A 22312-nucleotide genomic window follows, 5' to 3' on the forward strand; every position below is an offset into this window, starting at 1 on the left:
GAAAAGCCTGCAATTGTAGGCTTTTTTTATTGGATTTAGTTATTCTTTAGCTGACCTATCATTGGCTGAACCATTGATACAGCGCCATAGCACCCCACCCGATCGCGAAGACAAATACAATCAGGAATAAAGTGCCTAAAATATCAGGGATATGAATCCAGATCCAGGCCACCACGGGATTGCGCCAGAATGCAGATTGCTGCTGTTTACGTTCCAGACTTTCATGCAAAAATGGGTGCACTACATGCCGGTCGCTGCTAATCTGATATTCCTCACGAATATGCAAGTGCACAACATCGAGCGCCTTGCGACTGGGCCGAATAAAAATATCAAAGACCGTGCCCGCCACCGGAATAAATCCTACTACCGCATCGATCGCCGCCATCTTCACCACCGGATTCAGTTTGGCACTCGGCACCCCGATCTGTTTGGCCTTATGAATGGCATAACAGGTCAATACAAAACCGGCAATATCTCCCGCAACCGGAATCGTACTTAAAGCCGCGTCTGCTCCCACCCCTTGCTTGGTAAATGGAATACGTACCACGGAGTCCATCATATTGGCAAACTTGGCCAGATCACGTTCCAGACGTATCACCTCTTGTTGACTTAGTTTTGTTTTTTGTCCAGGCTCAGGCATAGGTTATTCCAGAAATAATGCTGATTTTCTTGAGCATAAAGTATTTTTTCTACGCTGATGTATCAATCTGTGAATTAAAACAATAATTTGGAAGCAACGAATAAATACAGAATCACACCGGTAGCATCGCAGATAGAAGTCACCAACGGCGCCGAAGCACTAGCAGGATCAAGTTTGAGTTTATTTAAAATAAAAGGCAGACTCATGCCGATCAGGCAGCCCATCAACACAATCCCGAGCATACTGATAGCCAGCACCACAGCGACCATGACATCTCCCCGAATATAACCCAGAATGGATACAGCAATCGCCATAGTGCCGCCTAAGCACAGTGCCACCAGAGATTCGCGACTGAGCAAATTAAACCAGTCCTTGAACTCGACATCGCCTGTGGCCAAGGCACGCACCATCAAGGTGGCTGATTGCGAACCGGCATTCCCGCCACTGCCCACCAAAAGTGGCAAGAAAAATACCAGTACGATATGTGCGGCAATGATCTCTTCAAAGTGTGCAATGCCGATTCCAGAGAGCAAACTGCCAAAAACCAGAATGACCAGCCAAAAGACCCGCTTCTGATACAGGATCAAAATCGGGGCAGTTTTAAGGCTCAATTCAGTCAACGGCGTCACTGCACCCGACTTTAAAATATCTTCCGTGGTTTCGGCTTCGACAATGTCCATAGCATCGTCATAGGTGACAATTCCTAAGAGTTTTTGCTGGGCATCAACCACTGGCAAGGCAATAAAATCATAATAGGCCAAGGCTCTAGCCACAATTTCCTGATCATCTGTTACCTGGGCAGAAATGACGTCACGCTGCATCACTTTGGCAATGCTCAGCTCAGGTAAGGCCTGAATGATCTGCCTTAGGGAAATCACACCGATCAGCCGTTTTTCTGCATCGACAATATAAATCAGATACAGGGTTTCCTGCCCGGCGGCCACCACACGTAAAGCCTGTATCGCTTCATCCATGGTTAAATCAGGTGATAGCGTCACAAAACTTGAGCTCATCATGGCCCCAGCCGTGCCTTCCGGATAGATGGCCAGATCTTTGAGTGTCTGCTGGGATTCTTCAGATAATGCGCTCATCAATTGCAGCTGTAGCGGCGGCGAAAACTGCTTATAAATATCGACAAAATCATCAGAAGGCATTGCATCCAGAATGGGAACAAGTTCTGAAATAGATAAGTGCTGTGCCACGTTTAACTGCTGCCCTAGGGGCATAAAAGCATAGACCAAGCTTGGTTCATTCAGTTCCCTTAAAATTCGGGCCTGTTGCCGAGCATCTAAACGACTTAAAATGCGCGCCTGATCGGCGACATTCAGCTGACTGAGTAAACCTACAGCGATGTCGTGATTTTCAGAATGTAATTGTTGTTGGATATGCTGGATTTTTTCTGAAATTGTCGGCATAAGCAGCTCATTATAAAAGTCTGGCATTCAAGAGATGTTTGTCCTGATACCTGTATCCTAATTTTTCATGTGAATAATTTTAATGATCATGCTGCAATATGACGATATTTTTTGTATAAATCAATTCCTCGATATTTAGCCATAAAAAAGCCTGACTGAGTCAGGCTTGTTCACTTTCTAAAGATGGATGCTCTATCACCACTGATTGAGAAACCGTTTTTTTAATCATCAGACCACGGATCAATACATACATAAAGGGAATAAACAGCAGTACCAGGACAGTGGCAAATAGCACCCCACCAAAAACACTACTGCCAATCTCCTGCCGGCTGATTGCACTGACACCTATGGCAAACATCAAAGGCAGTACGCCCGCTGCAAATGCAATGGAAGTCATGACAATAGGACGCAAGCGTAAGCCCGCAGCCATTATCGCGGCCTGAACCGGAGTATGACCTGCCCGCTCTGCTTGTGCAGCAAACTCTACAATCAAAATTGCATTTTTAGAGGACAGACCGATAGTCGTCAGCAAGGCGATATGAAAGTAAATATCGTTCGCAAAACCAAACCAGGCACAGAACAGAATACTTCCTCCTACGCCCAGAGGAATCGCGGTCAACACCACAGCAGGAATCGTCCAGCTTTCATAGAGTGCCGTTAAACATAAGAAAATAAAGGCAATCGAAATTAGATACAAGAAAATAGCTTGCCCACTGCTGCGTTTTTCTTCTAGTGCGGCTCCACTCCAAGCCAAATTTACTCCGTCTTGTTCATCGACTAAAGCTTCGACATCTTGCATGGTTTGACTCGAAAATTGATCTTTGGGAATACCTGCATATACAGGCACGGCGTTATAGCCCATATAACGATTGATACTATTCGGTCCACCTTGCCAATTTAGCGTAGTGAATTGATTAAACGATAACATTTCGCCTGTGCTATTGCGGACATGCCAATGTGCCAAATCTTCAGGTTTAGAACGGAACTCCGCTTCGCCTTGCATGATGACCCGTTTGATTTGTCCACGATCAATAAAGTCATTGATATAGGTACCACTCCAAGCCGCAGCCAACGTACTGTTAAAACTTTGCTGAGGTACGGCATATTTGAGTAAACGTTCTATATCCAGTTTAATATTCAGCTCGGCACTTTCTTTGGGTACATCAAGTTGTAAATATTCAATCGATGATTTTGCTTTGGCACGGGTTTCAATCTCAGAGAAGGATTGCTGTAAAAACTCGCTGCCCCGTGAATCTAGATCTTGTAACCAGAAGTCGACCACACGTCCATTACTTGACATAGAAGGTGCCATAAAGAAAATCTGGGCATTGGCATGATTGGCAAAATGCTTTTGTGCACGATCTACAATGGCAAAGACATTATCTTCAGGATTTTTACGCGCTGCCCAGTCCTTTAATACGACAAAAAGCTGACCACGATAAGGCCCAACCCCAACATTGTTTCCGCTATACCAAATCCCAATGCTCTGGATGCGTTCAGATTCATGCTGCATTAAATAGTCCTGGACTTCACGCCCCACTTTTTCTATCTCAGAACGTGGGGCATTGCCCGGCATCACAATTTGCCCCATGACAAAGCCCATATCTTCCGTTGGCATCAGCCCTTCGGGCAGGGTTTTATAAAGCCAGCCAAAGCCTAAAACACATATACTAAATACAACCAACATCGTCATTTTAAACTGCATGCTACGTGCAGAGAGCTTTTGATAACGCATGGTGAGCTTATTCATGCCACGATTAAAACGCTTTGCCCATTTTGGTTGATGTGGTTGATGCTTTAGCAGTTGCGCTGCAAATGTCGGGGTGATGATAAGTGCTACCAATAAAGAAAGTAGCATTGCCACGACCAACGTGATGGAAAACTGACAATAGATGACCCCTGTCATACTGCCAAAAAATGCCATGGGAATAAATACAGCCGTTAAGACCAACGTAATCCCGATCAATGCACCGCTAATTTCCTTCATTGACTTTAAAGCTGCTGCCTGAGCATCCAAATGTTCTTCATGCATTAAACGTTCAATGTTTTCCACGACCACAATGGCATCATCGACCAACAGGCCAATCGCCAAAATCAGGGCAAACAAGGTAAAACTGTTTAAGCTCATTCCCAGTACATACAGCACCGCAAATGTGGCTAAAACTACAATCGGAATCGTGACTGCAGGAATAATAGTGGCGCGCCAGTTTTGCAGGAAGATAAACATCACCAAAACCACCAGTACCATCGCTTCGACCAAAGTTTTCGCGACTTGTTCAATTGAACTGGTAATAAATGGGGTTCTGTCCATGGTCATACGCAATTGATAATGTGCAGGCAAATTGGCTTGGGCATTTTTCAATACCGTTTGCATCTGCTCTGAAACCGCAATGGCATTACTCCGTGGCGCCAATTGGATCGATAACGCAGCGGATAAATGACCGTTGGTATAATTTAAATGGTTATAACTTTCTGCCCCCAACTCAACACGTGCGACATCTTTCAAGTACAGGACCGAACCTGAATCTGTTGTCTTCACAATAATTTTTTCAAATTCATGAATACTACTTAAACGTGATCCCGCACTAACCTTGGCATTCATGTATTGATCTTGTGCTGTCGGTAATCCACCAATAGAACCAGACACAAGTGATGCATTTTGTACCTCGACTGCATTGCGAATATCACTCGGCATCAGATTAAATTGGCGCAGTTTATGTGGATTGAGCCAAATGCGCATCGCATAGCCTGCGCCATAAAGCTCCACCTCACCCATCCCGTCAATACGGGAAAAACGCGGTTCAACATGCACCATTAAATAGTCAGCAAGCTCTGTAGGTGTCGCCTTCCCTGATTCATCATATAAACTCAGTAATGCAAATTGATCATAACCTTGTTTATAAACAGCCACTCCATTTTGCTGGGTTTCTTCAGGCAATCGACTTAGCACACCATTGACCGCATTTTGCACTTGCAACAGTGCCTGATCGAGATCTACTCCTTGCTCAAACGACAGTGTCAGATTTGCACGTCCCACGCTACTGTTGGACTGAAAGCTTTCCAAACCTTCAATGCCTTTCACCGCTTGTTCTAAAATTTGCGTGACCGATTGCTCAACGGTTTCCGCAGATGCACCACGATACCCCGCAGAAACCCCTAACGCAGGTGCGTCCATATTCGGCATATGCTCAATCGGAATTTTTTGCAGTGCAAAAATTCCTAATACCATCATGATAATGGCGATGACGGCTGCAAATTTAGGTCGATAAATAAAAAAGTGTGACAACATGAATAAAAATCCCCATCAGATGCATTCTCACGACACATTCTTGTATGAATAGATGATTTTTATAGCAATTTTCACACCATGCTGAAAACGCAACCAGTCATTGGACGAGTTTTGGCGATAAAAAAATCCCCGTATAAACGGGGATTTTTCAGCTCTAGAGTTTTCCTTTATTTTAAGCACGCGATTTTTTGATGATGAGTCGACGAATTAAAACATACATAAATGGAATAAAAATCAGCACCAGCAATGTTCCAAAAATGACACCACCAAATACACTCACGCCAATTTCCTGACGACTCACCGCACCAGCGCCTGTAGCAAAGACCAGCGGTAAAATCCCTGCGCCAAAGGCCAAAGAAGTCATCAAAATTGGACGTAGACGTAAAGACGCACCTTCTAGTGCGGCTTCTACTACCGATTTACCTTGTTGCTGCGCTAATGAAGCAAATTCCACAATCAGAATGGCATTCTTACAGGACAGACCAATGGTAGTCAGCAAGGCAATCTGGAAATAGATATCATTCGGGAAACCAGCCAGATAACTGAAAATAATATTGCCGCCAATCCCGAGTGGAATAGCTGACATCACGGCGGTTGGAATGCTCCAGCTTTCATATAAAGCCGCCAGACAAAGAAAAATAAAACCAATTGAAATCAGATACAGCCAGATCGCCTGATTATTGGACTGTTTTTCCTCGAAAGAAAGACCGCTCCAGACCACATCCACCCCTTCCTGCTCGGCAATTAAAGCTTCCACATCTTGCATGGCCTGGCCGGAACTGCTGTCTTTGGCCCGATCGGCTTCCATTTGCAATGCGGTATACCCCATAAAGCGGTTGACCACTTCAGGACCACCACTCCAGCCCACTTGCGAGAAGTTGCTAAAAGGCACCATCTGATTTTGGTCATTTCGTACATGCCACTGTGCCAGATCTTCCGGCTTGGAACGGAATTCAGCATCACCCTGCATAATCACCCGTTTAATCCGACCACGATCAATAAAGTCATTGATATAATTGCCGCCCCAAGCACTGGATAAAGTACTGTTGATTGCCGATTGAGTCAGGCCGTTGGCCATGGCCTGTTTCTGATCAATATTGACACGTAGTTCTGCTTTGTCAGGATTAGAACGCTTGCCCAGATTTTCAAAGCTTGTATAGTTGCCCGCCCGAGCTTCCAGCGCTTTAAATTGCTGTTCCAGATATTGCCGGCCATTGCCATTGATATCTCGAATCCAGAAATCCAGACCATCGGTTTGTCCCAGACCATTGACTGAAGCTGGCATGGACACATTAATTTGTGCATTGCGATTACTCTGGAAATGCTTCAAAGCCCGTTCACGAATCGATTGTGCAGTATTGTCCTGACCGGAACGCTCATCCCAATGTTTCAACGCTACAAAACCGGTCGCGAGGTTCTGACCAGTTCCAGAGAAATTTCGCCCATAACGGATCATCACCAGATTGACATTGGCTTGTTCCTGATCCAGAAAATACTTACGGACTTCTTCACCGATCTGAATGGTATTTTTCATGGGGGCGCCTTCCTGCAATTTGATTTGCAAGCTTAAGATCCCCTGATCCTCACTCGGTAAGAAACTGGTCGGCAAGGAACGATAGAACAGTGCAAACACACCGATCAATCCGGCAAACAGCAGCAAACAGATTGCCTGACGCTGGATCGTGAGTTTAGACAAATTCAGATAACGATGTTTTAAATGATCCAGTTTCTGGTTAAACCAGGACGCCCATTTTGCCGGTTTAGGATTCGGTTTTAGAATAAACGCGCACAATGCTGGGGTTAGAATCAATGCCACCATTAAGGACAGTGACATCGCCGCAACCAAAGTGATAGAAAATTGGCGGTAGATCACGCCAGTCGATGCACCAAAAAATGCCATCGGAATAAAGACTGCGGTCAAAACCAGAGTAATCCCGATCAGTGCTCCACTGATTTCCTGCATGGATTCCAGAGCAGCATCCTTGGCGGACAGTTGCTTTTCATGCATCAGCCGTTCAACGTTTTCCACCACAACAATCGCATCATCTACCAACAGGCCGATCGCCAGAACCAGCGCAAATAAGGTTAAAGTGTTGATACTCATCCCCAGTGCATACAGCACCGCCATCGTACCCAAAATCACCACTGGAACAGTCACGGTAGGAATCAAAGTGGCACGCCAATTCTGCAAGAAAATGAACATCACAATGATGACCAAAATCACGGCTTCGATCAGGGTTTTGACCACTTCTTTAATTGATTCTTGTACAAAAGGCGTATTGTCACGTGGGTAAGCAATTTTATAGCCTTCAGGCAATTGCTGGGAAATACGGGCAATTTCAGCCTTAATCAGATTAGAGGTGGCAATGGCATTGGCCCCTGAGGCCAGTGAAATACCCAGACCTGCTGATGGATAACCATTATTGGTACTATAAGACTGATAATTTTCAGCACCCAGTTCTACCCGGGCAATATCTTTCAAATAAATAAAGCTGCCGGCACGATCCGATTTGACAATAATATTCTGGAATTCTTCTACAGTTTTTAGCCGTGAACCCGAAGTAACTTTGGCATTCAGGTATTGCTCGTCTATGGCTGGAAGATCACCAATCGCACCTGCAGCGACCTGGGTATTCTGGGATTCTATTGCGGCACGCACATCACTTGGCATCAGGTTATATTGTTTTAATTTTGCCGGATTCAGCCAGATTCGCATCGCGTATTGTGAACCAAAAACATCCACCTCACCAATGCCTTCAATCCGGGAAATGTCCTGTTCCAGATGGGTCATCAGATAGTCGGAAAGTTCAATATTGTTGCTGCGCCCCGACTCATCATACAGGCTAATCACCATATGAGTATCGCCAAGCGATTTAAAGACATTGACACCTTGGCGTTGTACATCTTCCGGTAATCGGTTTAGTACCCCATTAATCGCATTTTGTACCTGCACCTGTGCAGTATCCGGATCGGTACCATTCTCAAAGCTAATGCTGACCCGGCTGCGTCCTGAAGAATCACTACTCGAACTGAAATACAGCAGATGATCAATGCCTTTGATTTGCTGTTCCAGCACTTGAGTCACGCTTTCTTCCACAGTTTCCGCAGAAGCGCCGCTATAAGTTGCTGCCACCGTTATCCTTGGCGGGGCAATGTCCGGATAACGTTCCACTGGCAGGTTCATCACTGCGAACAGGCCGATTGCCATGACAACAATCGCCAGTACCCCAGCAAAGATCGGGCGGTGGATAAAAAATTTAGACAGCATAAATCCGGGTCACTTTTAATTAAATAGGGGGTAAATTGATGCAGAACATAAGCATGCTATATCCAAATATTCAGTGACATAGCACTAGAATGCAAGAATTAAACACATAAAACTGCGATAAAAACCAATCATGGAGAAATTATGGATTATCCCTCTTGAGCACGTTCTTGAGATTGCTCTTCCCTATTTATTAATAGCATTTTTCCAAACAAAAAACCCTGCAGATGCAGGGTTTTTTGGTGAATCAATTAAGCGGATTAAGCGCTGAACTGGTTCATTGTGTTTTTAGAATCATCACCAGCTTTCAATGCATTGTCACCAGCGAAGATTTCTTTGTGGTCATCACCGATGTCAGAACCAGCCATTGCTTGGTGTTTAACACATGCGATACCGCCGCGGATTTCTTTACGTTGTACGCCAGCAACATAAGCCAACATACCTTCAGTACCGAAGTAACCTTGAGCAAGCTCATGAGTAGAAAGCGCAGCTGTGTGGTAAGTCGGAAGTGTGATCAAGTGATGGAACACACCCGCTTCACGAGCAGCATCAGCTTGGAAGGTACGAACTTTTTCGTCAGCTTCAGCAGCCAGTTCAGTTGCATCGTACTCAGCGCTCATTAACTTAGCACGGTCGTAAGCAGAAACGTCTTTACCTTCAGCAACCCAACGGTCATATGCTTGTTGACGGAAGTTTAAAGTCCAGTTGAACGAAGGCGAGTTGTTATAAACAAGTTTCGCATTTGGAACTGTTTCACGTACACGGTTAACCATGTGAGCGATTTCAGCAACGTTTGGAGTCGCAGTTTCGATCCAAAGCAAGTCAGCACCATTTTGTAGGCTAGTTACACAGTCAAGTACAACGCGGTCGATTTGCGTGCCTTCACGGAACTGGTATAGACCAGAAGCAAGACGTTTAGGACGGTGAAGTTTACCATCACGCTTGATCAGGATTTCGTCTTCTTGAGCTTCTGAAATGTCGATTTCAGTTGTATCTAAGTAGCTGATGTATTGAGAAGCGATGTCGCCTGGCTCTTTAACCACTGGGATTTTTTGAGTCAAGTCAGCGCCTTCAGAGTCAGTACGTGCAACGATGATACCGTCGTCAAGACCCATTTCCAGGAATGCATAGCGAAGAGCGTGGATTTTCGCGATGAAGTCTTCGTGTGGAACTGTTACTTTACCAGCTTGGTGACCACATTGTTTCGCATCAGAAACCTGGTTTTCGATTTGTAGTGCACAAGCACCCGCTTCGATCATTTTCTTAGCAAGTAAGTAAGTCGCTTCTTCGTTACCGAAACCAGCGTCGATGTCCGCAATAATTGGCACAACGTGAGTTTGGAAGTTGTCGATTTGTGAAGTGATTTCAGCTGCTTTAGCAGTGTCGCCCGCTTCTTGTGCTTTTTTAAGTGCACGGAACAAGTCGTTTAATTCTTTCGCGTCAGCTTGACGTAAGAATGTGTAGATTTCTTCGATCAATGCAGGAACAGACGTTTTTTCGTGCATAGATTGGTCAGGAAGTGGACCGAATTCTGAACGAAGCGCTGCAACCATCCAACCAGAAAGGTAGATGTAGCGACGTTCAGTTGTACCGAAGTATTTTTTGTTCGCAATCATTTTTTGTTGCGCGATGAAACCGTGCCAGCAACCTAGTGATTGAGTGTATTTGCTAGAGTCTGCATCATAAGCAGCCATATCACGACGCATAATTGCCGCTGTATATTTCGCAATGTCTAAACCAGTTTTGAAACGGTTTTGAAGTTGCATACGCGCAGCATCTTCAGGACTGATGTCTGCCCAAGTGTTACCGAATTTCGCTTTTAATTCGCGGATTGCATCAATCGCTGTTTGGTATGTAGTCATGATATATTCCTGTAATAATATTAGGATTTTTCTGCAACGAACCGCTCAAATCACACCCTCAATGACTTGTTCAGATTTTCGACGATCCGTTGGGATAGCTAAAGATTAGTGGGCTTATGAAAATTAATCCAATAGTCTGCAAGAATCTTCAGTATTTATTTAAAAAATGAGTAGATCAAAGTCTTATTACAATCTTGATAGATTAAATTAAGATTATGTTTTATATATATTTATTTAAAAATAAAAATGGATAAAATTTCCACATGTTGCTTAAAAATAATTCATTAGACTTAAGTCTGGATATGGGGTTTATGCCCTTTTATCTTTAAAAAATACTGATCTTTGATGATTTATTCAACTTGATGAATTCTCGATTTAGTGTACTTTTCACTCAAATACTGAACGTAAGAACAGCCTTTCTCATGTTCTTTTAAAGCGAAAAGATGGTTTTCATTTCCCTCTATAAAAAGGCTAAATGATATTCTATTTAACGTGCATCTTTTCTCTTATGTACACTTTGAATAATGGAGCTTAAGCCTGTGTTAATTTTGTAAACTTTATCAGTGAGCACATGGCTTTTTTCATCGACGCTTTACACAAGGCCCGGCAATTATGGCATAATCTTCATAATTTCTTGTATTTATTCTCGGTATTTCTTTTATGAATCTGGAGCGGGTCGATCTCAATCTATTAATTTATCTTGATGTACTTCTTCGCGAAAAAAATGTCACACGTGCAGCAGAACAACTGGGCGTTACCCAGCCTGCCATGAGTAACATCTTACGCCGATTACGCAATTTATTTAATGATCCCCTCCTGATTCGTTCTTCTGAAGGCATGACACCCACTGAACGTGCCTTAGAATTGCAGCCCCGCATTCGAGATGCGCTCGCTGATCTGTCGATGATCCTGGAACCACGTACCGAGTTCCGTCCATATACCTCAAATCGTGTCTTCCGGATCATGACCTCGGATTATGCAGAAGCCACGCTGGTTCCACGTCTGGTTAAAGCCCTACGTTCAGAAGCACCGAACGTGGTATTAGACTTCCTGACGCCAAGTGACGTGTCATATCGTGACATGGAACAAGGCAAGGTCGATCTGGCAATCAACCGTTTTAATGAAATCCCGCAAAGTTTTCATCAGGTTTTGGTCTGGCGTGACAGCTTTTCTTGCCTTTTAAATAACAAGCATCCTGCCGCAAGCAACTTAAACCTTAAAAGTTACCTGGATGCACAGCATATCTGGGTTTCCAAAACCGGTATGGGTGTTGGCTTCGGGGTAAATCCTGAAAAACAGGCCGGTTTAGGCTGGATCGATCAGGCTTTAGAACGTATTGGCCAGAAACGTAAAATCTCAGTCTTTACCCGTCACTATCAAATGCCGGGATTATTGGCTGCCAATGTCGATCTGGTCGCAACACTGCCTTCACGCATTGCACGTTTGCAAGCCAAGAATCACAATTTAATTCTCAAAGATCCGCCGTTTTATATTCCTGAATTTGAATTGAAAATGGCATGGTGTCCTTTATTGCATCATCATCCGGCGCATCGCTGGTTACGTCAGCTGATTTTATATGTCGCCCGCCAGATGATTGAAGAAGAAAACCGTGAATTCCTGAGCAATAATTCTCAATTTTCACATTATTAAACTCAAAATCTTCTAAATTCTTATTTTTTAAGATTATACTTCGAAGACTTGAGATGTCATTGTTACACCTCAAGTCTTTTTTTGTGTTAAAAATATCCCAAGATACTATTCATCCACAGGTGGATTTGTGAGCCTCTTACAAAATATCGTGATTATCTTAATACTCATCACGGGGGCCGGTTTTTTATCTTTAACTGAAATCGCCCTCGCAGGTGCCCGCAAAGTCAAACTCAAAATTCTGGCTGAGTCGGGTGATCATCGCGCTCAAAAAGTTTTAGATCTACAAGAAAATTCTGCGGATTTCTTTGCAGCCTCTCAAATTGGTTTAAATGCAGTCGCCATTCTCGGCGGTATTTTAGGTGAAGGCGCCTTCCGTCCTTATATTTATAATTTCGTTTCCCGCTTTTACCAGGGACCTTGGGCTGAAAATATCAGCTTTGCGCTCTCCTTCACGGTCGTCACTTCTTTATTTATTTTATTTGCAGACCTGATGCCGAAACGTCTAGCCATGATTGCGCCAGAAAAGATCGCAGTCTCAGTCATCGAGCCAATTCAGATTTTCATTAAAGTCTGTAAACCTTTGGCCTGGTTTATTAACGCGATTGCCAACATGCTGTTCCGTCTGTTTAAAGTAAATACCATCCGTGATGACAATATTACTTTTGATGATATTTCTGCAGTGATGGATGCGGGTGCACAGGCCGGTGTACTCCAGAAGCAGGAACACCATTTCATTGAAAATGTATTTGAACTTGAAGAGCGTAACGTACCTTCAAGTATGACCACACGTGAAAATGTGGTGTTCTTCACCTTGAATGAACCGGAAGAAAGTATTCGGCAAAAGCTGGCAGAATATCCCTACTCCAAGTTTCTGGTATGTAGCAATGACATCGACAGTGTGATTGGCTATGTCGATGCCAAAGACATTCTGGTGCGTATTCTGAACAACCAGTCGCTGCTGCAGCTCAATGAAAATACCATCCGTAATGTGTTGACCATTCCTGACACTTTGACCTTATCGGAAGTTCTGGACCGTTTCCGCTCTACCAAGGAAAAGTTTGCCGTCGTCATTAATGAATATGCGCTGGTAGTCGGAGTGATTACCCTATCCGATATTATGATTACCGTGATGGGTGACTGGGTGACGCCTATTGAAGCAGATCAGCAAATTATTAAACGTGACAATAATTCCTGGTTGATTGAAGGCAGTACACCGATTGAAGATATCAAGCATGCGCTTGAAATTGATGAAATGCCTGATGATGAGAACTATGAAACCATCGCTGGCTTCATGATGTATAAATTACGCAAGATTCCACGTCCTGCAGATGCCGTGATATTTGGTGCTTATAAGTTTGAAGTGGTGGATGTCGATCATTTTAAAATTGACCAGTTACTGGTAACCCGCCTGCTCGAAACCAATTCAGTTATTCAGGAAGAATCAGATTAATCTGGTTCTTCTTTTTATTCCTATATTTAAAAATTATTCTAAGAAAAAAATCATAAGGTGAGTGATGAATATTTCTGCATTATTGGCATGTCTGTTTTTTTATTCAGCCCTGTATTTGTTTTACTTCTTTTTTGCCAAACAGCAGAATCCCCTGCTTATACTTGCAGCCATCATTCTGATGGTTTTAACGGTTTTCATTATTCCCTCCCCGCATGAACGTCGTCGTCAAGGATTCGACTCCACCTTGAGATTTGGAGAGTATTTTTATTGGCCCTTGATTACCTGGTGGCGTTTATTTATTTTGCCCATCAGTTGGCTGATTGCACTGATGTATCGTGATTAAAAAAAGCACCCGAAGATGCTTTTGTTTATATCTAGTTACAGCTTAGATTTTCGCTAATAAAGCCTCAAGAACGGCTTGATAGTGAATCTGGATATCATCTTCTAAAATTTTATAAGCATTATCGAATTGCACCATTGGCCAGCCCTCTTTCCAGAACGGAAAAATATTGTGCAGGTCATGGGTGACAATGGCATCTTCACGCACAATTGCTTGGGCAATTTGTGACAGTACCTGTGCAGTTTCAGCACCATCAATCGCCATATAATCGATACCGCGCGCTTTTAAAATACGGATTCGGTCTTTTTTATAACGGATTTTTTTGATTTGTGCTGCATTCAGCCCCAAAGCCAAAGATACCGCTTCGACAAACTTGTCTTCAAATGACTGATTCAATGCTACTAAGGCTGCTTTATGCGCTTCCTGACGACCAGCTTTACCACCCTGACGAATTGCTGCTTGCGCCTCAGTATTTAGCTCATCCTTTTTCATACTTTGCAGGATGTCTAAAATTTCGATGTCGCTTAACGCCTGAGGAGATTGATCAGTCATAAACTGTCCTTAAAAAAATAAATCTTGAATCGGCTATTTTCGCATAATTCGTAGCTAAAAAACTAAAATCTTCATGATTAAAACAGCGCTGCGACCTGAAACTGCATTTCTTCTGCGATTTTGCGCAAAATCGACTATAGTGCTTCATCTATATATTAAATTAATCTCTGGATGATGCCCACTACGCAAGTGACTTTGTTGCTGCAGCAACTTAAGCGCCAATATCCGACTGCATTTAAAGGAAATTACCTGTTTTACAGTCAGATTAAAATCCGTGGAATCTGGGATAAAGCCAAGCTCTTAATTCCTTGGGTCTTGGCCGCCATGATTTTTGTTCCCATCAGTTTGATGTTAGGAGATCTGGTACAGCAATCTTTTGTGCAAATCAGCGAATTTCAGGCGCAAAGTTATGCCATTTTGGCCATTCTGTTGTTCCTGATGTTGAGTCTCACCTTGATTCTGCACCAGATTCAGCATTCTTCTTATTCACTGTATCAGTTATTACGGCATATTCCGATCAGGATGGTTATTGTGATTCTGCTACAAGCCTTAAATCTGGTCTTTATGCAAAGTAGTTTGCTGATGTGGAGCTTATTCTTCTTTGGCGTGAGCTTTGGTTTTGTGCGCTTTTATCGGGAAAATTTATTCAAGGAAAATAGTAAAAATATTGAGCACTATCAGCTACAACAATTACGTAAAATCTGTTTTTGGGCTTATAAAAAAACCTGTCTGATCCGACTAAAATTACGTTTTTATTCAAGCCATGATCCTCGGCATGCCGAACTAAAACAGCAATTAAATCACTATGCCGGGTTATATACGCGGCTACTGAAATATGAGCATCAATATTGTAAAACGATCAAGCATCTAGATGTCGACAGCTATCTGGATGAGAATTCATAGTTCCCTCTATCATTTTTCATTGGTCGTCTTAAAGATCTGCAAATATTAACTTTTAAAAACGCTGATTTGCTGGTTTTTAGAATAGAAACCACGGAATTGCTTGAAAAGAAAGCAATCATTTCTGAATTTGCTTGCCAAGCTTTATTTCGTCCTCTATTATTGCGCACATGCCCGAGTGGTGAAATCGGTAGACACAGGGGATTTAAAATCCCCCGCCCACAAAGCGTGCCAGTTCGAGTCTGGCCTCGGGCACCATTTTAATATTTATTAAAATGGTGCAATAAAAAATCCAGCATTAGGCTGGTTTTTTTGTGCCTGAATTTTATTCTTTTAGCGCGAAATCCCCATGTCAGAATTAAAACACTTTGATCTCGCTACATTACAATTACGTCATCCAGACGCTTTTTTCCTTAAGCTGCGTTATAGCCGCTTTAAATTTAATGCCTTGCAAAATATCCAGTTTGTTATCGCGATTAATTTACTGTCCCTTCTGGTCTGTGTAGCCTGTAGTCTCAGCTCCGTATTTCTGGAATATTATTTTTTCAAGAATGCCACGATTGCCTTTAATGTCACCTTAATTGTGCTGATGGCACTGCTTTATCCTTATATCTGGCATGCACAATATCAGGCACAATTCAGCTCCAAAGCCTATAGTCAGCGTTTGCAAAATTGTCTCTATCTGCAAATTCCAATTTTTCTGAGCTTATTGCTCAACCTTTATCTGATTCATTCGGATGTACTGGTCATCATTAGTATGATCATTTTAGCGATTTCTTCCTTTGGGGTGGTCATCCTGGAACCTTTATTTAAAAGTTCCTGTAGTGCGATTGACCAGATCAGGTTGCAGAAACTCCGACAACTGGCTTTTTGGGCTTATCAACAATCCAAATCAAAAACACCACAACAGATTCAAGGTCAATCGAATCTGCAGGCTTATTACCAAAACCTTTATCAGCAATGCATGAATGAAGAGCAACAATTACTCGGCTCAATTCGCTTTAATAGCTTTAAAGATTATTTGAACAGACAATAAAAAAACCCTGCATCTGCAGGGTTTTCTTAAATCACCATTCACGATTGGTAATCAGTTCTTCCATTTCAATCTCGAACAGGCCGTGCTCTTGCACCACCATCATCATGGCTTCGGCAATATAATCCGCGGCAGTATCATCCAGAGACGAATCCAGATCTTCGAACTGAGGTTTCATGATATTGATATCAGCCACAGTCAGATTGGCAAGCTGGTAAATTTCTTGATCTGACAAACCTGATTTAGCGACTTTTTGGGCAAAACGTTCGATGTGCTGCTTGATTTCAGCAACCAGAATATCGGGATAATACTCATCATCGAACATGGGGAGAAGTAAATCTGCAAACATTACAGGCACTCTAAAGGATGACTATCTAATCTAAGCGTGCCTATATAGCATATTGTTGCTTAAAAGCCAAACAACATTGCCAATGTAGGGATTTCCCAGCCTCGATTTTTAAACCATTTGCATAGCTTGCCAGACTTTAATCGCATCGGCTGTGACTTTAACATCATGTGCCCGTACCATACATGCACCCTGCTGAATACTCAACAAATGCGCTGTTGCTGAACCCACTGCACGCTCTTGTGGTTCTGCCCCATCCAAAACTGCTCCGATAAAGCGTTTACGTGATAAAGCAGACAAAATCGGATAGCCCATTTCTGTCAATTTATAAAACTCTTGCAACAGCTTTAAATTTTGCTGGGCATTTTTAGCGAAACCAAAACCTGGATCAATCATGATATTTTCCGCTTTTACTCCAACATCTAAAGCATCCTGAACACGTTGGGATAACTCGCGTATCACATCTTTAGTGACATCCTCATATTGATCCAGATTGTTCATGGTGGTCGGCTCACCGCGCATATGCATGATGATCACTGGAATATTGAGTTCTGCTGCGGTCTGCAATGCATTCGGCCGAGTCAAAGCACGGACATCATTCCAGATATGTGCTCCGGCCCGAACCGCTGCGCGTATGACTTCAGGTTGCGACGTATCAATCGAGAGAATGATATTATGTTTGGATAAAGCTTCAACCACAGGCACCACGCGGCGAATTTCTTCCTCCACTTCTACTGCTGCTGCACCTGGACGGGTCGATTCACCCCCAATGTCGATGACGGTTGCGCCTTCAGCCATCATTTCCAGTGCGCGGGCGACTGCATCTTCTTTTTGATTATGCCGACCACCATCACTAAAAGAGTCTGGGGTGACATTAAGAATCCCCATTACATGCGGCTGGGATAAGTCCAATTTTAAATCACCAAATGTCCATACATGTGGTAACAAAGGCATCAGCTGCATGATTCAATACTCACTTAAAATAACCCCGATATTGTCTTATGGATAGTTAATTAAAGCAAAGATGAATAAGGCCAGGACCTAGATTTCGAAGTAATTATTTCGGGAATATTGCATCATCTTAGTTTGTAATAATGTTTTCACATCTGACCATTCACTTTCTAAAATACTATAGATGTAGCTATCTCGAATAGTGTGTCCATCTTTACGCAGCATATGACACCTGATAATGCCATCCCGCTTGGCACCTATTGCTTCAATCGCTTTCTGGCTAGGAAGATTCAAGTGATCAGTCCGAAAGCCGACAACCTGAACGTTTAAACTTTCAAAAGCATGTCTTAACAAGAGATACTTACATGCGCGATTTACATAAGTTCTGTGATAGCCCTTGGCATACCAGGTATAACCAATTTCAAAACGTGGAATTTCCGTCTTAATATCATGATAACTGGTAGTTCCAATTGCTTGACCGGAGTTTAAATCGATGACAGCAAAAGCCATCCGTTCACCTTGAGCTTGCTGTTCAAAGGCCTGAGAAAAATATTTTTTTAAGTTATGCAGATAAGGCACTGAATTATATAAAATCTCGCCTAAATTTTCTTCAGCGCATGCGATGGCTAAATCAGAAAAATGTTCCCAGCTCAACGATTCAAGACGAAGCTGATAAACACTGGATTCCAGAACAGGCATATTCATTTTTATTTTTCGTATTCATTTTTAATCGCTCAATATAACACTCAAAAAGATATGACAAAAATGACAAGCATAAAAAACCACCCGAAGGTGGTTTTTTTATTGAGCTTAGTTCGCTGGCAATGGCGGAGGAGTCAACGGATCATCATCTGGCGTTACATCAATCACAGGATTATCTGCAACATAGACTTTTGGTGGCTGAGGCTCACGACCTTCCATGATGTCACGGATTTGATCACGATCAATGGTTTCCCATTCCATCAACGCTTTCACCATCGCATGGGCAATATCTTTTTTGCTTTCCAAGATATCGCGTGCGATTTTATATTGCTCATCTAGAATTCGACGAATTTCACGATCGACTTCTAGTTGTGTGGTTTCCGAAATACTGCGGCTACCAATACTGCCCATGAAAGATTGCTGTGCATCTTCTTCATAGACCATGACACCGAGTTTGTCCGACATACCATATTTGGTCACCATCGCACGTGCCATTTTGGTTGCACGTTCGAAGTCATTTGAAGCGCCGGTCGACATCTGGTTAATGAAGACTTCTTCAGCAATACGGCCACCAAACAAAATCGAAAGTTCATTCAACATTTTGTCTTTGTAATGGCTGGTCTGGTCAAATTCAGGCAGCTGCCAGGTAACACCTAAAGCCCAGCCACGTGGCATGATTGTCACCTTATGCACAGGATCTGTACCTGGCAAGCTTTCAGCAACAATCGCATGCCCTGCTTCATGATAAGCCGTCGCACGACGCTCTTCATCACGAAGTACCATCGATTTACGCTCAGGACCCATATACAGCTTGTCTTTTGCATCTTCAAAGTCATGCATATCGACGGTGTTTTTGTTACGGCGTGCAGCAAATAAAGCAGCTTCATTCACCAGGTTTGCTAATTGCGCACCCGAGAAGCCCGGTGTACCACGTGCAAGAACCTTAACATCCACACCTGTCACTGAAGGTAATTTTTTCAAATGTACATTCAGGATTTGTTCACGACCTTTGATGTCTGGCAAACCAACTACAACTTGACGGTCAAAACGGCCTGGACGAAGAAGTGCTTTATCCAGTACATCTGCACGGTTGGTTGCAGCAATCACGATAATGCCTTCATTACCTTCAAAGCCGTCCATTTCAACTAGCATCTGGTTCAGTGTCTGTTCACGTTCATCGTGACCACCACCGGTACCTGAACCACGGTGACGACCGACTGCATCAATCTCATCAATAAAGATGATACATGGTGCATGACGTTTCGCCTGTTCGAACATGTCACGAACACGGGATGCACCAACACCGACAAACATCTCAACGAAGTCAGAACCTGAAATACTAAAGAATGGAACTTTCGCTTCACCGGCAATGGCTTTGGCAAGTAAGGTTTTACCCGTACCTGGAGGACCGACCATTAACACACCGCGTGGAATACTCGCACCCAGACGTTTAAATTTGGTTGGATCTTTCAGGAAATCTACGATTTCAACGACTTCTTGCTTGGCTTCGTCACAACCAGCAACATCAGTGAAAGTGACTTTAATCTGGTCTTCAGACAGCATTTTGGCTTTAGATTTACCAAAACTCATTGGGCCGTTTTTACCACCTGCACCGCCACCCATGTTGCGCATAAAGAACATGAATAACAAAATGATTAAAAGTACAGGGAAACTTGCAATAAGCAACTGCATGAGCAAGCCTTGACGTTGTGGTGCTTCACCTTCAACCACAACATTATTTTTAATCAGGCTTGGCATCAGTTCAGGATCCTGAACTGCCGGACGGATACTTTCAAACTCTGAACCGTTCGATTTTTCGCCACGGATTCTTTCGCCGTCAATCACAACTTGTTTAATTTGGCCAGCATTGACCGCGGCAACAAACTCTGAGTAGTTCATTGTAGTCGGTTGATTGCGGTCACTGACGTTGCTGAAGATTAACACCAGCACACCCAGTATCACGAGCCACAATACGGCATTCTTAAAAAGATCGCTCAAAGCTTTATTCCCATTCCAATCTAATTTGATCATGCCCTGTTCAGGATGACCTTAATACTTAAGCTGCAAATCAACTTGCAATTATCTGAAAACGTACAAAATGCACAATTTTTAACGACTTGGCAAGTAGACTTATTTTAAAGCCTTCTTGCGTCCCTGCCCGATCAGGAAAACTTCCTTGGAGCGAGCACGTGATGCCAGAGGTTTAGATGTTTTCAGAACATCAAAACTATCAACCACTTGCTTACGAAATTCGTCAAAACCTGAGCCTTGGAAAACTTTTACCACAAATTGACCTTTGGGGCCTAGCACCTTATTGGCAAAATCCAGTGCAAGTTCACACAAGTAAATCTGACGCGGTTGATCTACAGCCTTATTACCTGATGTATTGGGGGCCATATCTGAAATTACAACGTCTACAGTACGACCATCTAAAATTTCTAACAATTGCTGGAAGACTTCTTCTTCGCGAAAGTCGCCTTGCAAGAAAGTCACATCAGGTAATGCATCCATTGGTAAAATGTCAGATGCAATCAATAAACCTTTGTCGCCAACCAACTTACCTGCGATTTGTGACCAACTCCCGGGAGCTGCACCCAAGTCGACCACGGTCATGCCGGGTTTAATGATTTTGTACTTTTCTTGCATCTCTAAGAGCTTATATGCTGCACGCGCACGATATCCGTCCTTTTGTGCCTTTTTCACATAAGGATCGTCTAAATGCTCTCTCATCCAATCACGACTACTTTTAGATAACTTTTGGTTGGTAATGCGTGTAGCCATAACTCTCTAAATAAAAAAACGTCCAATTATTAATTGTACGTGAAAAAGACATATTTTGCAGTATACATGTGTATCTAAATCTAGGAGTTTTGCTTGTTAGGCAGGCAGATTGGAAATGATTATTTCCTGATAATTTACAGCGTTTGTTTTTTGCTTTTGCTATACTAAGCCGTTTTTAAATTCAGGTTATCTCTCATGGCGTCTTTATCTATTCAGGAACGTAAGCGTTTACGTCAAATCGGACATGCTTTAAACCCGGTCGTTATGCTGGGTGACAAAGGCCTGACTGAAAATGTCATCGAAGAATTGGCGCGTGCTTTAAACGATCACGAACTGATTAAAGTGAAAATCGTAGCTGAAGATCGTGAAGCGCGTGCAGCACTGATTGTTGAAATTTCAGAAGCGACTGGTGCAGAAGTGGTTCAAACTATTGGTAAGATTGCACTGCTTTACAAGAAAGCTGCCAAACAGAACCAAAAATTGTCCAACCTTGTCCGTTTCGCTCATTTGTCTAACTAAGTACAGGACTTATGGCAAGTTACGAACTTAGCGCATTTGATCGCCGTTTTCAGGCCATCTCTCTGGTTGCCGCCATCGAACAGCAAGGCCCATGCAATTTAAATGTGGGCTTCTGGATCCGTGATCCCAATCAGTACATCTTGTGGCCCGACATGGTGACGGCACATCCCCGTCAGGATTTCCTGTGGGAACAGACCTGCTTTGAAATTTTTATTGGGGTTCAGGGCGAAGATTTTTATCGTGAGATTAATCTCTCCCCTTCTCAGGCCTGGCAGGCTTATCAATTCGAAGAATACCGTTATCCTGAAGATATGCCACCGCAAGCTGCGGATGATATTGAGCTGAACCAGCTCAAACGTACGCATTATGGTCTTAATGTCAGTGTGGATCTGACTGATTTTATGGCAACACATAAACTGAAATGGGAAAACTTGTTCCTGGGTTTATCTGCTGTTTTAAAAACCTCGCAAGGTGAGCAGTTCTATGCCATGCAGCATAGTAGTCCTCAGGCAGATTTTCATAATAAACGTGACTGGTTGCATGTGTTTTAAATAGATTGACGTTGTGCATCAGCTATTTAAAGTGTAACAGGCGAATAAAACGTGAGACTTAAAGTC

At 43.0% G+C, this 22312-nt stretch carries 18 protein-coding genes and 1 tRNA gene; 8 read left to right on the forward strand and 11 right to left on the reverse strand.

What is annotated here, in order from left to right:
* Positions 1 to 58 precede the first annotated feature (58 nt).
* The 5 genes from Q9R21_RS03100 to Q9R21_RS03120 all read right to left on the reverse strand — a co-directional run bounded on the left by Q9R21_RS03100 (position 59) and on the right by Q9R21_RS03120 (position 10471).
* Positions 59 to 640 (reverse strand): DUF4112 domain-containing protein, encoded by a 582-nt coding sequence (locus Q9R21_RS03100; RefSeq protein WP_311203711.1) that lies wholly within the window; start codon positions 638 to 640, stop codon positions 59 to 61.
* 74 nt (positions 641 to 714) lie between these two features.
* Positions 715 to 2055 (reverse strand): magnesium transporter, encoded by a 1341-nt coding sequence (gene mgtE, locus Q9R21_RS03105; protein WP_311203712.1) that lies wholly within the window; start codon positions 2053 to 2055, stop codon positions 715 to 717.
* Positions 2056 to 2215: 160 nt separating this feature from the next.
* Positions 2216 to 5344 (reverse strand): efflux RND transporter permease subunit, encoded by a 3129-nt coding sequence (locus tag Q9R21_RS03110; protein WP_311203713.1) that lies wholly within the window; start codon positions 5342 to 5344, stop codon positions 2216 to 2218.
* 172 nt (positions 5345 to 5516) lie between these two features.
* Positions 5517 to 8612, reverse strand: coding sequence for a multidrug efflux RND transporter permease subunit (locus Q9R21_RS03115; protein ID WP_311203714.1), 3096 nt, complete (start codon positions 8610 to 8612; stop codon positions 5517 to 5519).
* A gap of 257 nt (positions 8613 to 8869) precedes the next feature.
* Complete coding sequence (locus Q9R21_RS03120) at positions 8870 to 10471, reverse strand: isocitrate lyase (RefSeq protein WP_004280550.1); 1602 nt, start codon at positions 10469 to 10471, stop codon at positions 8870 to 8872.
* A 660-nt stretch (positions 10472 to 11131) separates the two neighbouring features.
* On the opposite strand from Q9R21_RS03120, the gene Q9R21_RS03125 reads away from it, so the two are divergent.
* The 3 genes from Q9R21_RS03125 to Q9R21_RS03135 all read left to right on the forward strand — a co-directional run bounded on the left by Q9R21_RS03125 (position 11132) and on the right by Q9R21_RS03135 (position 13914).
* A complete protein-coding gene (locus tag Q9R21_RS03125; RefSeq protein WP_004280551.1) occupies positions 11132 to 12121 on the forward strand; it encodes a LysR family transcriptional regulator in 990 nt (329 codons plus the stop codon).
* Positions 12122 to 12248: 127 nt separating this feature from the next.
* Positions 12249 to 13571: a hemolysin family protein gene (locus Q9R21_RS03130; RefSeq protein WP_311203715.1), complete on the forward strand. Its 1323-nt coding sequence runs from the start codon at positions 12249 to 12251 to the stop codon at positions 13569 to 13571.
* Between the two features lie 64 nt (positions 13572 to 13635).
* The gene (locus Q9R21_RS03135) at positions 13636 to 13914 is read left to right on the forward strand and encodes a hypothetical protein (protein ID WP_311203716.1); all 279 of its coding nucleotides are present in this window, start codon (positions 13636 to 13638) and stop codon (positions 13912 to 13914) included.
* Positions 13915 to 13956: 42 nt separating this feature from the next.
* Here Q9R21_RS03135 and Q9R21_RS03140 read toward each other — a convergent pair whose 3' ends face one another.
* The gene (locus Q9R21_RS03140; protein ID WP_004280554.1) at positions 13957 to 14463 is read right to left on the reverse strand and encodes a hypothetical protein; all 507 of its coding nucleotides are present in this window, start codon (positions 14461 to 14463) and stop codon (positions 13957 to 13959) included.
* 174 nt (positions 14464 to 14637) lie between these two features.
* On the opposite strand from Q9R21_RS03140, the gene Q9R21_RS03145 reads away from it, so the two are divergent.
* From Q9R21_RS03145 to Q9R21_RS03155, 3 genes are all read left to right on the forward strand, one after another.
* Entirely contained in the window at positions 14638 to 15366 is a 729-nt protein-coding gene (locus tag Q9R21_RS03145) for a hypothetical protein (protein ID WP_253099978.1), read from the forward strand.
* A gap of 169 nt (positions 15367 to 15535) precedes the next feature.
* A tRNA-Leu gene (locus Q9R21_RS03150) sits at positions 15536 to 15621 on the forward strand.
* 91 nt (positions 15622 to 15712) lie between these two features.
* Positions 15713 to 16399 (forward strand): hypothetical protein, encoded by a 687-nt coding sequence (locus Q9R21_RS03155; protein WP_004280558.1) that lies wholly within the window; start codon positions 15713 to 15715, stop codon positions 16397 to 16399.
* A gap of 31 nt (positions 16400 to 16430) precedes the next feature.
* Here Q9R21_RS03155 and Q9R21_RS03160 read toward each other — a convergent pair whose 3' ends face one another.
* The 5 genes from Q9R21_RS03160 to rlmE all read right to left on the reverse strand — a co-directional run bounded on the left by Q9R21_RS03160 (position 16431) and on the right by rlmE (position 21176).
* Positions 16431 to 16745: a DUF5713 family protein gene (locus Q9R21_RS03160; RefSeq protein WP_004280560.1), complete on the reverse strand. Its 315-nt coding sequence runs from the start codon at positions 16743 to 16745 to the stop codon at positions 16431 to 16433.
* 108 nt (positions 16746 to 16853) lie between these two features.
* Positions 16854 to 17705 (reverse strand): dihydropteroate synthase, encoded by an 852-nt coding sequence (folP, locus tag Q9R21_RS03165; RefSeq protein ID WP_311203717.1) that lies wholly within the window; start codon positions 17703 to 17705, stop codon positions 16854 to 16856.
* Positions 17706 to 17783: 78 nt separating this feature from the next.
* Positions 17784 to 18398 (reverse strand): GNAT family N-acetyltransferase, encoded by a 615-nt coding sequence (locus Q9R21_RS03170; protein WP_004645753.1) that lies wholly within the window; start codon positions 18396 to 18398, stop codon positions 17784 to 17786.
* Between the two features lie 105 nt (positions 18399 to 18503).
* A complete protein-coding gene (gene ftsH, locus Q9R21_RS03175; RefSeq protein ID WP_311203718.1) occupies positions 18504 to 20393 on the reverse strand; it encodes an ATP-dependent zinc metalloprotease FtsH in 1890 nt (629 codons plus the stop codon).
* A 132-nt stretch (positions 20394 to 20525) separates the two neighbouring features.
* A complete protein-coding gene (gene rlmE / locus Q9R21_RS03180; protein ID WP_004645756.1) occupies positions 20526 to 21176 on the reverse strand; it encodes a 23S rRNA (uridine(2552)-2'-O)-methyltransferase RlmE in 651 nt (216 codons plus the stop codon).
* 195 nt (positions 21177 to 21371) lie between these two features.
* Between rlmE and yhbY the strand changes: the two genes are divergently transcribed.
* Positions 21372 to 21695, forward strand: coding sequence for a ribosome assembly RNA-binding protein YhbY (yhbY, locus tag Q9R21_RS03185; RefSeq protein ID WP_004645757.1), 324 nt, complete (start codon positions 21372 to 21374; stop codon positions 21693 to 21695).
* A gap of 11 nt (positions 21696 to 21706) precedes the next feature.
* A complete protein-coding gene (locus tag Q9R21_RS03190; RefSeq protein WP_311203719.1) occupies positions 21707 to 22246 on the forward strand; it encodes a DOMON-like domain-containing protein in 540 nt (179 codons plus the stop codon).
* The last annotated feature ends 66 nt before the right edge of the window (positions 22247 to 22312 follow it).

Source organism: Acinetobacter sp. RG5 (genome assembly GCF_031844265.1).
Lineage (GTDB): Bacteria > Pseudomonadota > Gammaproteobacteria > Pseudomonadales > Moraxellaceae > Acinetobacter.

Bases quoted from the DNA above. Each gene is read 5' to 3' on its own strand.
- Q9R21_RS03100 (WP_311203711.1), bottom strand. From the start codon at position 640: ATGCCTGAGCCTGGACAAAAAACAAAACTAAGTCAACAAGAGGTGATA.
- mgtE (WP_311203712.1), bottom strand. From the start codon at position 2,055: ATGCCGACAATTTCAGAAAAAATCCAGCATATCCAACAACAATTACAT.
- Q9R21_RS03110 (WP_311203713.1), bottom strand. From the start codon at position 5,344: ATGTTGTCACACTTTTTTATTTATCGACCTAAATTTGCAGCCGTCATC.
- Q9R21_RS03115 (WP_311203714.1), bottom strand. From the start codon at position 8,612: ATGCTGTCTAAATTTTTTATCCACCGCCCGATCTTTGCTGGGGTACTG.
- Q9R21_RS03120 (WP_004280550.1), bottom strand. From the start codon at position 10,471: ATGACTACATACCAAACAGCGATTGATGCAATCCGCGAATTAAAAGCG.
- Q9R21_RS03125 (WP_004280551.1), top strand. From the start codon at position 11,132: ATGAATCTGGAGCGGGTCGATCTCAATCTATTAATTTATCTTGATGTA.
- Q9R21_RS03135 (WP_311203716.1), top strand. From the start codon at position 13,636: ATGAATATTTCTGCATTATTGGCATGTCTGTTTTTTTATTCAGCCCTG.
- Q9R21_RS03140 (WP_004280554.1), bottom strand. From the start codon at position 14,463: ATGACTGATCAATCTCCTCAGGCGTTAAGCGACATCGAAATTTTAGAC.
- Q9R21_RS03145 (WP_253099978.1), top strand. From the start codon at position 14,638: ATGCCCACTACGCAAGTGACTTTGTTGCTGCAGCAACTTAAGCGCCAA.
- Q9R21_RS03155 (WP_004280558.1), top strand. From the start codon at position 15,713: ATGTCAGAATTAAAACACTTTGATCTCGCTACATTACAATTACGTCAT.
- Q9R21_RS03160 (WP_004280560.1), bottom strand. From the start codon at position 16,745: ATGTTTGCAGATTTACTTCTCCCCATGTTCGATGATGAGTATTATCCC.
- folP (WP_311203717.1), bottom strand. From the start codon at position 17,705: ATGCAGCTGATGCCTTTGTTACCACATGTATGGACATTTGGTGATTTA.
- Q9R21_RS03170 (WP_004645753.1), bottom strand. From the start codon at position 18,398: ATGAATATGCCTGTTCTGGAATCCAGTGTTTATCAGCTTCGTCTTGAA.
- rlmE (WP_004645756.1), bottom strand. From the start codon at position 21,176: ATGGCTACACGCATTACCAACCAAAAGTTATCTAAAAGTAGTCGTGAT.
- yhbY (WP_004645757.1), top strand. From the start codon at position 21,372: ATGGCGTCTTTATCTATTCAGGAACGTAAGCGTTTACGTCAAATCGGA.
- Q9R21_RS03190 (WP_311203719.1), top strand. From the start codon at position 21,707: ATGGCAAGTTACGAACTTAGCGCATTTGATCGCCGTTTTCAGGCCATC.